This window comes from Gluconobacter roseus NBRC 3990, assembly GCF_006538885.1.
Lineage (GTDB): Bacteria > Pseudomonadota > Alphaproteobacteria > Acetobacterales > Acetobacteraceae > Gluconobacter > Gluconobacter roseus.
On the sequence record NZ_BJLY01000001.1, the window covers coordinates 811,618 to 823,790 of the forward strand.

Sequence of the window (12,173 nt, forward strand, 5' to 3'; positions counted from 1 at the left end):
GTACGGGTTCTGACGCCTTTTTTCTCAAGTAAAACTCAGAACTGGCCGCGGGTATTTCCTGTCCGCTTGGCTTCGTCTTCGCACATATAGCTTCCATGTGAAGTGGCGCCGTACCAGAAGCTGCCCTGTACATGGTAAACATGGGTTGCCGTGTTGACCCAGACCTGGTTGCAGGTCTCGCTGTTCCGGGTGTCTGCGGCCTGTGTGACTTGGGGCTTTCCTTCTGATGGTGCGCTGACAACGGCGTTTTCGACTTTCGAATCCTGAGCGACGGCCGTTCCGCCGAGAAGTCCGAGGACGAAGAAAGAAGCGAGCACCGTTTTCATGGAAGAATTCCTTATCGGGTATCAGTAGCTGCCTTCAGATTATGTAAAGGGGAAATTATATCCAAATCACGAACGGGTAATTATAATGTAAAAGAATAACATTCATGTTAATTCACAAGTAACGGATCTGTTATCAGTGATCTTGTCTTACAGGTTCCCAAGAACCTTCAGGCCGACCAGTGTTGCATTCGGAATGACGGAGGTCTGGCCGGGGCGCATCATGTATTCGAACTCCGGTTGCAGCACGAGACCGGGACGGATGGGGACGCCGTAATAGGCTTCCAGAATGGCCGAATGGGTCTGCGGACCGTTGACGAAGGCCCCCATGGACATGCCCGCAAGCTGTCTCAGACGCTGACCGACCGTGATGGCCGGGCTCATCTGGTAATAGGAATACATCACGCCGAACCGGTCGAACGGCCGGCGGGGGATGATCCCCAGCAGCGATGCGCCGACATAGACCTGATCCGAGAACGTCGAGACGCTGGGCGTATTGTGCACATAGCCGGCGAGGATGTAGCCGCCTGCCATCTGATGCTGTCCGCCCTTGCGATACACCATCTGGTCCGCTTCGATATAGAACGTGTCGCGCGGTTTGTTGGCGTCGTGGATCACGTCCTTTGCAAACATTGCCGGAATGGTGCCGAGCCGATCCGCATAAGGCGACGTGTCATGCGCGAAGCCGAGCTTGTAATGACCCGGAAGGTTGTCTGGACCGATAAAGGGCTCCCAGGTCAGTTCGATTGGAAGCATGACACCGGTTGAGTGCTCACTGCCCCAGGCCCAGCCGCTGGGATTTTCCGTCAGCGCGCCAACCCGGTAGACGCCGGTTCGCAGGGTCAGGTCACGTGTGGGTTTGATACGCAGCGTGCCGCCCCAGTTGGCTTTCGGATAAACGCTCCAGCCTTCGTCGGCCTTGATGGCAGGGGGGCGCGGAACACTGCACCATGAATGTGCAGAGCAGCACGGAGGTCGCATAGGTATGCGTCAGCGTGATGCGGCCGATATTGATGTTGATGCGGTTATTAAAAAACGATTTCTCAAGATAGATGTCCGCCAGATGGGCCGCCGCATGACCTGAGAGGCTGTAGACTTCACTCAGCAGGATGTGGTGCTCGCCAACATGGTCGTAGGACACTTCGCGACCGGCGCGCTCCATCATCACTGCGTGCAGGATCCAGCCATCCAGCCCCAGCAGCCGACCCAGATCCCAGCGTGTATTGAACGTCAGTTCATGGGCGTAGGACATACCCTTGCTGATGCCGCCGCCGACATTCGCCATGGCTTCTCCCTTGTAGGAGAACTCGAAGCTGAAACCGCGCTCTGCCAGCCAGTTCCGATAGGGCGAGAGCTGGGGTGCAATATGACCGAACGCTTCTGCCGGGACGTAATAACCGGCTGTCAGGTCACTGCGGCGCAGGGCATCGTCATTGCGGTTGAGGAGGGAGGAGATGCTCTCCGTATCAAAGATTGCCCCGAGATGATCGGCAGATGGCGCGGGTGGATGGGGACGGGTGGCCGATTTGGACTGCGTCCGGGCTGCTGGATGAGACATGCCGGGTGTTGTGGATGGAAGCTGTCGGACAGATGCGCCCGGAGCAGTCTGTGCGGATGACGGAGTGATGTCCTGAGCATGAAGTGTCAGGGGAGCGGTGGCGATAGCTGTAAGAACATTGATCTGCAGGAAGACTTTTGAAAAATATTTACAGGACATTTCTGGTATTCTTTCCTGCGGTCATAATCACTATGGCGCATTACTTCAAATAAAGCAGACCAAAACGCAGCACCCAAAAGAGGGTGGGTGCGCGTTTCTGGTCTTTCAGGGAAAGATAAAGTCCTTAATGAAGAAAATTCCCAATCACATAATCTGGAATTTTCTTCACTAAATAAAAAAGTGCAATTTGAAGTGTTAGACTTGTGCTGTTATTCCATATTTCCTTGACAGGGCAATCACGGATTGTGGGACATGGCGTGTCAGGGAGGAAAGCGGCCGGGCGTGTTTCAGGACAGGTGCCGGTCCCGCTCGATCAGGGCCAGTCCTTCGGCAACCGAGACAAACTCCGATCCGCCATCCACACGTTCTGCGCCGAAACGGCGGTCAAACAGGTTTCTCACGGCAGGAACGAAGGACGTGCCTCCGGTCAGGAAGACCCGGTCGATATCGTCTGGTTCAAGTCCGGTCTGACGCATGGCGTCTTCGATGGCGTCATCCAGACGCACCAGATCAGGGGCGATCCAGCTTTCGAAATCGGCGCGGGTGATGGTTTCTTCGATTTTCAGATCGCGATGGACGAAGCGCAGGACAGTGCTGTCCTGACGCGACAGGTCGCTTTTGGCCTGACCAACTGCACGATAAAGATTTTGGCCTTCCTGATCCTCGATCAGCCGCAACAGGCTGCGCAGCTTTTCCGGTTCGGATGATGTCTTGGCGACGTCGGCGATGTCCCGCAGGGTCTGGGGCGTGCGCATCAGGGACAGGCGGTGCCAGCGGCCGAGGCTTGCGAACCATTCGGCAGGGACGGGCAGGGGCTGACCACCCATGACGCGATAGGTCGCATCGCGCCCCAGTGCCGGAGCGACGGCATGGCTGATGATGCGGTAATCGAACTGGTCGCCGGCGATGCCGACACCTGAATGGCCCAGCGTCGTGACGCGCGGACTGCCCTGCGGATCGAAACGCATGACCGAGAAATCGCTGGTCCCACCGCCGAAATCGCCGACGAGAACGGTGGCGGGCCTGTCGAGACGCTGCATGAAGCGCCAGCCTGCGCCTTCGGGTTCGAGGACGATATTGGGCTCTGGAAAGCCTGCTTCCAGAAAGCTCTCGCGCAGACGGGCCACACCGAGCGAATCATCGGCCAGTTCGCCCGCAAAGCGCACAGGACGGCCGATCGTGGCACTCACATCGCCCGGGTTCAGCCCGGCTTTGTCCATGAGCGACGTCAGGAAGCGCGCAATCAGGGCTTCGAGCGTCATGACGCTGCTGAAAACCCGCGTTTCACGGAAAGACCCCTGCGCGAGATAGGTCTTCATGGACATGATGAGGCGGCTTTCGGCCGGATCGTCCAGATAAGCCTCGATGGCGTCCAGTCCGATCGCATCTTTCATGACGCGGCGTCGTCCGTCCTGATCTATCCACAGGCAGAGCAGCGTGCGGCAGGTTTCGCTGGTGGCGTGGTCCGTAAAGACGAAGCGGGCAGGGTGGGTGTTGCCGTTTTCATCGGCGATCACGACCACGCTGTTGGTGGTGCCGAAGTCAATTCCGACGCGGATTTTGGTCTGGTTGTGTCCGGGCGCCGTCATTGGTTCTGCTTTCTTCCGGTTTGGGCAAAGGGCGTGGGTTTAGGGAAGAAGCAGGCAAAGGCCAAGCATAAAAAAGGGGAAGCGCCCTTTCGAACGCTTCCCCTTTCAGACGTGGACCAAGGATCAGGAGACGGCCATCTCGCAGACGGCGTCTTCCGTCACGGCGGGGCGCATCGTGCCCATCTCGGCTTCGGACTGCACCATGGGCGACATGCCAAGCGCGGAGAGGAGCTGGCGGTCGCGGTGTTCGGCCGGGTTCGGCGTGGTCAGGAGTTTCTCGCCGCAGAAAATCGAGTTCGCACCCGCCAGGAAGCACAGCGCATGGGCTTCGTCCGTCATGTTCTCGCGGCCTGCGGCGAGGCGGACATGGCTTTCCGGCATCATGATGCGGGCCGTAGCGATGATGCGGACGAAGGTGATCGGATCGACGGCTTCGGCCTCACCCAGCGGGGTGCCTTCGACGCGGACGAGCAGGTTGATGGGTACGCTCTCGGGATGCTTGGGCAGGTTGGCGAGCGTCATGAGCAGGCCGGCACGGTCGGACAGGTCCTCGCCCATGCCCACGATTCCGCCGCAGCAGACATTGATGCCCGCGTCGCGCACATTCGAGAGCGTATCGAGGCGCTCCTGATAAGTGCGGGTGGAAATAATGGAGCCGTAGAACTCCTCGGACGTGTCGAGGTTATGGTTGTAGTAGTCCAGCCCCGCGGTTTTGAGACGCTCGGTCTGCTGGGCGTCGAGCATTCCGAGGGTCACGCAGGTTTCCAGCCCCAAGGACTTCACGCCCTCGATCATCTCGCAGACGGTGTCGAGGTCATGGTCCTTCGGCGTGCGCCAGGCGGCCCCCATGCAGAATCGGCCCGCACCGGCCTTCTTGGCGGCCTGTGCTTCCTTCATGACGGACTCCACGGCCATCAGGCGCTCGGCCTTGACGCTTTTTTCGTGCAGCGCACTCTGCGGACAATAGGCGCAGTCTTCCGGGCAGCCGCCCGTCTTGATCGAAAGAAGCGTGGAAATCTGCACTTTTGTAGGGTCAAAGTACCGGCGGTGCAGGGTCTGCGCGCGGTACATCAGCTCCGGAAAAGGCAGGCTGATAAGGGCTTCGACTTCGTCGCGGGTCCAGTCGTGGCGGACGTCTGGCTTGGTCGTGGTGGTGGCCGTCACGGATCAATCTCCAAGGGTTGCTGCATCACACCTACCCAAAATTGTCCCACCGTGTCATCTGATCGTCACTCTTGATGAGCCGGAAAACGGACGAGGTTGCAGAATGAAACACTGGCATATCGATCAGATGGACTGGAACTCCTTTGATCCTTCCCGCGTGGATCCCGATATCATTCCTCTCGTAAAGGCCGCATCCGTGGTGGAGAAGAACGGGCTGGACTATGCCCAGTATCTCCGTCGCGTCTTTGTCGGTGACCCGGATTTCAGCAAGGCTGCCGAGAACTGGGCGGTCGAGGAAGTGCAGCATGGAGACGCGCTTGGCCGCTGGGCCATGCTGGCCGATCCGTCCTGGGATTATGAAAAGGCGTTCGATCGCTATCGCGCATCGTACAAGATCGATGCGGATGTGGATGCGTCCATTCGTGGATCCCGTACGGGCGAGCTTATCGCGCGGTGTATGGTCGAGACAGGGACGTCCTCATTCTATACGGCACTGGCGGATGCGACGGATGAGCCGCTGCTTAAGGCCATCTGCAAACAGATCGCGGCCGACGAATATCGACATTTCAAGTTGTTCTACGATCACATGCATCGCTACCTGAAGCGCGAAAAGCTGGGGGTGTGGGCGCGCACGCGCATTGCACTGGGCCGCGTGACTGAGAGCGAAGACGACGAGCTGGCATCCGCCTACCACACGACCAACGAGCCGCCGGGCATGGCCTATGATCACCAGCGCTGCATTGCAGCCTATATGTCCAAGGCCATGGGATTTTATCAGCCCAAACATATCGACCGGGTGACGGCGATGATCTTCAAAACCATCGGTTTCACGCCGCATTCGCGCTGGCAGAAGCTGGCTGCGAATGTTGTCTATCGTCTCATGCAGTGGCGCCGGAAAGTTTTCCAGAAGGCTGTGGAAGCCTGAATCCGGATACGAAACATTGGGATACTGAAAAAACGAGACGAAACGGGGCGGTTGTGCCATGAAAGGCAGCAGTTTTTCCACCCTGCGTCCGGAGATCGAGATGACCGTTTCCGCCCTTTTCTCCCGTCGTGCCGTCTATAGGGCCACTCTGGCGCTCTGTGCCGTTGGGCTGTATCAGTTCCCGACTGCAAAGGCGGATCCGTATTCGCTGCCGATCGCCTCATCCGGACCGGTTAAAACCGATATGGTCAGTTCTGCCACCCTGTCCGCCCAGCAGCTTGCCAAGCAGGTCGGCTACGCGCAGTTCACGGCGCCTGACTGGCATGTCGGACCGGTTCGCCACATGGTGATGTTCCGCTATACCAAGGACTCAACGACAGCCCAGCGTGCCGAGGTTTCCGGCCGTTTCCTGCATCTTGCGCAGGACAGCCGCCGTGCGGACGGCAAGCCAGTCGTGGCGAGCCTTGAAACAGGCTTTCAGAGCAGTGGGGAAGGGGCTGATGCCGGTTTGCAGCAGGCGTTCCTCGTGACGTTCCGCTCCGAAGGCGATCGGAATTATTATGTTGGCAAGCCTGTTGTAACGGATCCTGCGTTTTTTGATCCGGCTCATGAAGCCTTCAAGGAGTTTGCCGCGCCCTATCTCGAGAAGGTCGTCGTATTCGACTACAGTGTTGCGGCTGAGGTGGGGCCTGCTGAGACGGGTACAAAGGCCAGAAAAGCCAAGCATAACCGCTGATCGCGCGGTTTGCGTTCCGTCCTTTTGACGAAATGATATTTTATACCTCATTCTAGGGGCACCATTCTGGAATGAGGTACAATGTGAAACAATTTCTTACGTCGCGACATGCTCTGAAGCAGGGCGCCAGCCTTCTCGCCCTGGTGGCAGGTCTGACGGTCTCTGGTGCTCAGGCCGCTGGCTACAACGCTGGCTGGGGCTTTGATGAAGCCGGCATGAATCGCGCCGTTCAGCCGGGCGACAATTTCTTCGAGTATGCCAACGGCACCTATCTCAAAAACCTCAAGATCCCCGGCGACATGAGCAGCTACGGCCCGTTCCGGATCCTCTACGAGCTGTCCCTGTCGCGTCAGAAGACCATTCTTGACGAAGCCGCAAAGAAGTCCGTTGACCAGCCGACGGACGACATGGGCAAGATCGGCACCTATTACGCCAGCTTCCTGGACCAGAAGGCCGTGGATCGCCTGGGGGCCAGGCCGCTCGCTACCGATCTGGAAAAGATTCGCAACGTCAATGACGGCAAGGGTCTGGCCACGGCATTCGGATCGTCGCTCAAATCCATGGCGTTCACGACATTCCAGATTGGCGTGGAGCAGGACCAGAAGGACCCCGAGCACTACATGCTGATGCTCGATCAGGGCATGAGCATCGGTGTTGGCGGCGGTCTCGGTCTGCCCGATACGAGCTATTACACAAACCCCAAGCTGGCGGACAAGAAGAAGGCCTATCAGGCCTATATCGCCAAGATGCTGACGCTTGAGGGCTGGCCGGACGCTGAAAAGAACGCACAGGCTGTCGTCGATCTCGAAACAGCTCTGGCCAAGGTCGAGGTTCCGCGTGACCAGACCCGTGATCCGCTCAAGACCTATAATCCGATGCCGGTTTCCGAGCTTCAGAAGCTTGCTCCGGACTTCGACTGGTCTGCATTCCTGATCAGTGCCGGCCTGCCGGCCGAGGGGCTGGAAAACCGCAAGATCGACGTGCGCGAGCCAGCCGGGATCAAGGCCATGGCCACGGTTCTGAAGGGTGCGGATATCGGAACGCTGCGGGCCTGGCTCGCCTTCCATCTCGGCGACAATGCAGCGGCCTATCTGTCCAGCACGTTCTATGATGCGTCTTTCGACTTCAACAGCCATACGCTGTCAGGTGTGGCGCAGCAGTCCCCGCGCTGGAAGCGCGCCGTGCGCGTGACAAATGGCGCTCTGGGCTGGGCTCTGGGCCGCGAATATGTGGCACGTTACTTCCCGCCTTCCGCACAGGCGCAGATCACGTCACTGGTGCAGGAAGTGAAGGCGTCTTTCCACGAGCGTCTTGAATACAACAGCTGGATGGACGAGCCGACCCGCAAGGCGGCCCTGAACAAGCTGGACCATTTCGCCCTTCAGGTCGGCTATCCGAAGAAGTGGTGGGATTACAGCAAGCTCGATATCCGCAAGGGCGACGTCTACGGCAATGCCGTGCGTGGCGTGGCGTTCAACTGGCAGCACGATCTGGACAAGCTCGACAAGCCGGTTGATCGTGACGAGTGGGGCATGACGCCGCAGACGGTGAATGCCTATAACGATCCGACCATGAACGAGATCGTGTTTCCGGCTGCAATTCTCCAGCCGCCGTTCTTCGATCCCAAGGGCGATGTAGCCGTCAATTACGGTGCCATTGGTGGCGTGATCGGTCACGAAATGAGCCATGGCTTCGACGATCAGGGCCGTCATTACGACGAGCATGGCCGTCTGAATGACTGGTGGACCAAGGCTTCGACGGATGCGTTCCAGAAGCTGGCTGACCGTCTGGGCGCGCAGTATGACGCACAGGAAGTCCTGCCGGGTGCGCATGTGAACGGCAAGATGACCATGGGTGAGAATATCGCGGATTCCGGCGGGCTGAACCTTGGTCTGCAGGCCTATCATGACTCGCTGCACGGCAAGCCCGCGCCGGTCGTGCACGGTCTGACGGGCGACCAGCGTGTGTTCCTCGGCTGGGCCCAGGTCTGGCGTGAAAAGGATCGTCCGGATGCGCTGCGTCAGCAGATGCTGTCGAACGAGCACGCTCCGGCCATCACCCGCGTCAATATCCCGGCTCACAACATCGATGCCTGGTATGAGGCATTTGGTGTGAAGCCCGGCCAGAAGCTCTATCTGGCACCGGATCAGCGCGTAAAGATCTGGTAAGGTCGTGACAAATCGGAACGTGGGGCCTAATCACGGTCTCACGTTTCACTTTTCTACCTGACGGACCCATTCTCATGACGCAAATGACGATCGGCCATCTGTACACCTCGTTGCATGCGGGCTGTGCCAGCGCGGTCGCGCGCGTTCTTGAGGCTTATGAGGTCGAGGTCGAATATGTCGATCTGGACCCCGATGATATCGAGGACGCTCTCGAAGGGGCAGAAGTCGATCTTCTTGTCTCCGCATGGTTTCCGCGGGACGAGAGGTTTGCCGGTCCCGGTCGTCGGGTTCTGGGCGATCTGTACCAGCCTGTCGTCAGCTTTGCGGCTCTCACGCCGCTGGGTCCCGTCAGTACGCTGACGTCATCGGATGTGGACCGGATTATCGTCAGCGATGACAGCCGTCACGCTCTGGAAGAGGCCCTCAAGCAGCTTCCGGCCCTTTCGGTGCTGCCTATCGAAAGCATCGGGGAAGGGGCGCTGATCGAGCGTCTGGAAAAGGCGCGTGAGGCTGGCGAGAAGCCGCTGGTGGTGGCAACCCAGCCTCATGCAGTCTTCCACACGGATCTGCTGACCGTGATCGAGGATCCGGCGCGTCTGCTGGGTGGCGAGATGTCGGCCCGGATGGTGATGCGCGAGGATGTGGCGCGTCAGGCGGACAGTGATCTGCTCGACGAGCTTTCGGAAATGATGCTGGGCAACAAGGTCATGAGCGCCTTGGATTATGTCATTTCCATTGAAGGTCAGGACCCTGAAGGCGCTGCCGAGGCCTGGCAGCGCGGACGCCTGATCGGCCGCTGAAAAACTAAAAGGGGGCGCGGGAAACCGGCCCCCTTTTTTCTGGTCTCAGCGGAAAACGAGACCGCCATCGATCAGGACGGACTGCCCCGTCATGTAATCGGCATCGCTGCTGGCGAGATAGGCGACGAAACCGGCGACATCATCCGCCGTCTCCACACGACCGAGCGCGATTCCCTCAACGTATTTCTTGTAGGTTGCGCCGACTTCCGTGCCGGTGATCTCGGCCATGCGCTTGTCGATCGTGACCCACATATCCGTGCCCACGATGCCCGGGCAATAGGAATTGACCGTGATGCCCGAGGATGCCAGTTCCTTGGCCGCGGACTGTGTGAGGGCGCGGACGGCGAATTTGGTTGCGGAATAGGCGCCCAAAAGGGGATAGCCTTCGTGTCCGGCAATCGAGCAGGCATTGATGATCTTGCCCTTGGTGCCCTTCTCCTTGAAAATCCCGGCAGCAGCCTGCATGCCCCACAGCACGCCCTGCACATTGATGCTGAAGATCTTTTCGATTTCCGCAGGCTCGATATCCAGAACCGGTTTGACCTGACAGATCCCGGCATTGTTGACCATGATATCCAGGCCACCGAGCTGCTTTGCGGCATCGGCCAGCGTGCTGCGGAACTGGTCGCGGTTGCTGATATCGGCCGTCAGGGCCACAGCGCGCCGTCCGAGGGCTTCAACTTCCTTTGCGGTTTCGGCGAGCGTGTCCTGTTTGACGTCCAGCAGGATGAGATCCGCGCCGTCCTTGGCCAGACGAAGCGCAATGGCCTTGCCGATACCCTGGGCTGCACCCGTAACTGCGGCGATTTTTCCAGAAAGGGACATTGAAAAAAGATCCTTCGATTGTCCGTCATCGGCATGTGACTGCCATGACGGCGGGAACCATCGCCCCATTACTTTCCGCTTGCCACAAAAAATTACCCGTTTTCCAAAAGTGACACGGGATTGTGTGAAAGGGGACAAGGCATGTCCGGAGAGCCGCCCGGAAGATCGCGGTTTTCGGAAATGGACCGCTCGTCATGTGTTCCCGTGCCTGCAAGGATGCGTTAAATAAACGTTACGACGAGGCTTTGGCAGGACCTGATGAACCAACCGGACAGCATTAGCGCCGTTTTTGATGCATTCGGTGGCATCAGTGATGAAGAGTGGCTTCAGGTTCTGGTGTCGTCGGTGCATATTCCTGAAATCCAGGGCGTGACGATGCCGGCTTTTCCGCCGGATGACCTTCAGAGGGAAATTCACGGGCATCATGGGGAAATTTCCATCCATGAAGCGCATGTCTTTTTCCGGGAAATCAAGGCCTACTGCGCCTATGCCGGGCGTCCGGTGCGGGCCGAGACGATGCTGCTGGATTTTGGCTGTGGATGGGGGCGTATCGCCCGGCTTTTCATGAAAGATATCCGGCCGGCGAACCTGTACGGCGCGGAAATTACGGACCGGTTTCTCATGGCGGCGCGACGGGCTAATCCGGCCCTCAATTTTCTGAGTAGTGAACTTGTTCCGCCGCTTTTCCTGACATCGGAAAGCTTTGACCTGATTACGTCCTGGTCGGTGTTCTCCCATCTGGATGAGTTTCTGGCTGGGCACTGGGTGCGGGAGTTCCACCGTCTGCTCAAACCGGGCGGGATGCTGGTCATGACGACGCAGAGCCGCAGGTTCATTGCCTTCTGTGCCGAACAGCGCCTCAAGCGTGCCTCCGGCATCAGGCTCGAACATCCCTGGCATGAAGTCTGCGCGGACAGTTTCATCGACGAAGCGCGGGCCAATGCCGAGTTTGAAGCCGGGCGCTTCCTGCATGCAGCGTCCTCGAAACCGCCGCAGCCCCAGTCGCATTATGGTGAGGCCATCATTCCGCGGAACTATATCATCAAGGGCTGGGGCGGTCTGTTCCGTCTGATCGAATATCTGGACAACCCTGTGCGGTTGCCTCAGGTGCTGATCGTGATGCAGAAGATCGGATAGTCACTATTTGTCATGAAGTGACGGGGCGTGAGGAGAAGGGTGTGAGGAAAACCAGTATCAGAGCGCTTCTGGTTGCCGGTTTTGTGCTCATGCCTCTCTGCGGCGCTGTGGCCCAGACTGCGGAAACGGTAACCGTGACCGGCCAGCGTGCCATGCGTGTTGGAAGCTACAAGGGCATCCACTGGGTCTATGACCGGTTCGACCGTCTGCCGGAACGCGCGCGGAAGGATCTGTCACTGCATTTTCTGGGCGATATCCTGCCCGATCATGCCGTGCCATCCGAAGCGCATGTCGTGCTCCATGCCAAAAGCGGTGATATTCCGCTTTTTGTAGGCAATGACCGGGACATGCATTTTCCCCGTTCTGATGCTCTGCTGGCTGAAAACCCGCCCGTCCTGCTGACCCTGCCGCCCGGACGAAAGGTCCAGCTTGAACTGGCGATCGAGGTGGCCCCCTTGCCGACGCCCTCTTTCACGAAAGAGCAGGCCGAGGTCTGGATGGGGGAGATCAACGCCTCCATCCGGAACTTTTTTGGCGTGATCCTCGCCTTTCTGGCCCCGGATGCCCATCGTCTGAAGGTCGATGTCGCTCCCGGCGCACGGTTCGAGGCAGTGGAGAATGGAACAGCGCGGCTTCTGGTCGATAATCAGGGAGCCACGCCCTACACCTACATCCTTCGGCCACAGGATTACCAGAGCGGGACAGTGTTCCGGTCCGATAGGCCGTTTTCCATGATCCGCGTGAAGGTGCCGACCAACGAGTTCTTCACGCTCAAACGGAAAAAATGAC

The 12,173-nt window shown here is 58.6% G+C and carries 10 protein-coding genes and 1 pseudogene; 6 read left to right on the forward strand and 5 right to left on the reverse strand.

Translation table 11 applies throughout. The features are described from left to right. Positions 1-35: 35 nt before the first annotated feature. From GRO01_RS03565 to bioB, 4 genes and pseudogenes are all read right to left on the reverse strand, one after another. Positions 36-326, reverse strand: a complete 291-nt coding sequence (locus GRO01_RS03565) for a hypothetical protein (RefSeq protein ID WP_062509221.1) — start codon at positions 324-326, stop codon at positions 36-38. A gap of 147 nt (positions 327-473) precedes the next feature. Further along, a pseudogene (locus tag GRO01_RS03570) lies at positions 474-2,040 on the reverse strand (carbohydrate porin). 287 nt (positions 2,041-2,327) lie between these two features. Continuing rightward, positions 2,328-3,629, reverse strand: coding sequence for an Hsp70 family protein (locus GRO01_RS03575; protein WP_062509219.1), 1,302 nt, complete (start codon positions 3,627-3,629; stop codon positions 2,328-2,330). A gap of 123 nt (positions 3,630-3,752) precedes the next feature. Beyond that, positions 3,753-4,793, reverse strand: a complete 1,041-nt coding sequence (gene bioB / locus GRO01_RS03580) for a biotin synthase BioB (RefSeq protein WP_062509217.1) — start codon at positions 4,791-4,793, stop codon at positions 3,753-3,755. 103 nt (positions 4,794-4,896) lie between these two features. Here bioB and GRO01_RS03585 point away from each other — a divergent pair, with 103 nt between their 5' ends. From GRO01_RS03585 to GRO01_RS03600, 4 genes are all read left to right on the forward strand, one after another. Continuing rightward, complete coding sequence (locus GRO01_RS03585; protein ID WP_062509215.1) at positions 4,897-5,718, forward strand: acyl-ACP desaturase; 822 nt, start codon at positions 4,897-4,899, stop codon at positions 5,716-5,718. Positions 5,719-5,818: 100 nt separating this feature from the next. Further along, on the forward strand, positions 5,819-6,454 hold the full coding sequence (locus GRO01_RS03590; protein ID WP_062509399.1) for a Dabb family protein: 636 nt from the start codon (positions 5,819-5,821) through the stop codon (positions 6,452-6,454). A 71-nt stretch (positions 6,455-6,525) separates the two neighbouring features. Continuing rightward, the gene (locus tag GRO01_RS03595; RefSeq protein WP_062509213.1) at positions 6,526-8,622 is read left to right on the forward strand and encodes a M13 family metallopeptidase; all 2,097 of its coding nucleotides are present in this window, start codon (positions 6,526-6,528) and stop codon (positions 8,620-8,622) included. A 74-nt stretch (positions 8,623-8,696) separates the two neighbouring features. Continuing rightward, positions 8,697-9,422, forward strand: a complete 726-nt coding sequence (locus GRO01_RS03600; RefSeq protein ID WP_062509211.1) for a glycine betaine ABC transporter substrate-binding protein — start codon at positions 8,697-8,699, stop codon at positions 9,420-9,422. Between the two features lie 45 nt (positions 9,423-9,467). On the opposite strand, the gene GRO01_RS03605 is transcribed toward GRO01_RS03600, so the two are convergent. Further along, positions 9,468-10,247 (reverse strand): acetoin reductase, encoded by a 780-nt coding sequence (locus tag GRO01_RS03605; RefSeq protein WP_062509209.1) that lies wholly within the window; start codon positions 10,245-10,247, stop codon positions 9,468-9,470. Positions 10,248-10,505: 258 nt separating this feature from the next. Between GRO01_RS03605 and GRO01_RS03610 the strand changes: the two genes are divergently transcribed. Together GRO01_RS03610 and GRO01_RS03615 are read left to right on the forward strand one after the other, a co-directional pair. Further along, positions 10,506-11,384 carry a class I SAM-dependent methyltransferase gene (locus tag GRO01_RS03610; RefSeq protein ID WP_062509207.1) on the forward strand — a complete coding sequence of 293 codons (879 nt, stop codon included), beginning with the start codon at positions 10,506-10,508 and terminating at the stop codon, positions 11,382-11,384. Between the two features lie 41 nt (positions 11,385-11,425). Next, entirely contained in the window at positions 11,426-12,172 is a 747-nt protein-coding gene (locus tag GRO01_RS03615; protein WP_141306765.1) for a hypothetical protein, read from the forward strand. The last annotated feature ends 1 nt before the right edge of the window (position 12,173 follow it).

Coding starts and splice junctions, on each gene's coding strand:
- GRO01_RS03565 (WP_062509221.1), bottom strand. CDS start 326: ATGAAAACGGTGCTCGCTTCTTTCTTCGTCCTCGGACTTCTCGGCGGA.
- GRO01_RS03575 (WP_062509219.1), bottom strand. CDS start 3,629: ATGACGGCGCCCGGACACAACCAGACCAAAATCCGCGTCGGAATTGAC.
- GRO01_RS03585 (WP_062509215.1), top strand. CDS start 4,897: ATGAAACACTGGCATATCGATCAGATGGACTGGAACTCCTTTGATCCT.
- GRO01_RS03590 (WP_062509399.1), top strand. CDS start 5,819: ATGACCGTTTCCGCCCTTTTCTCCCGTCGTGCCGTCTATAGGGCCACT.
- GRO01_RS03595 (WP_062509213.1), top strand. CDS start 6,526: ATGAGGTACAATGTGAAACAATTTCTTACGTCGCGACATGCTCTGAAG.
- GRO01_RS03600 (WP_062509211.1), top strand. CDS start 8,697: ATGACGCAAATGACGATCGGCCATCTGTACACCTCGTTGCATGCGGGC.
- GRO01_RS03605 (WP_062509209.1), bottom strand. CDS start 10,247: ATGTCCCTTTCTGGAAAAATCGCCGCAGTTACGGGTGCAGCCCAGGGT.
- GRO01_RS03610 (WP_062509207.1), top strand. CDS start 10,506: ATGAACCAACCGGACAGCATTAGCGCCGTTTTTGATGCATTCGGTGGC.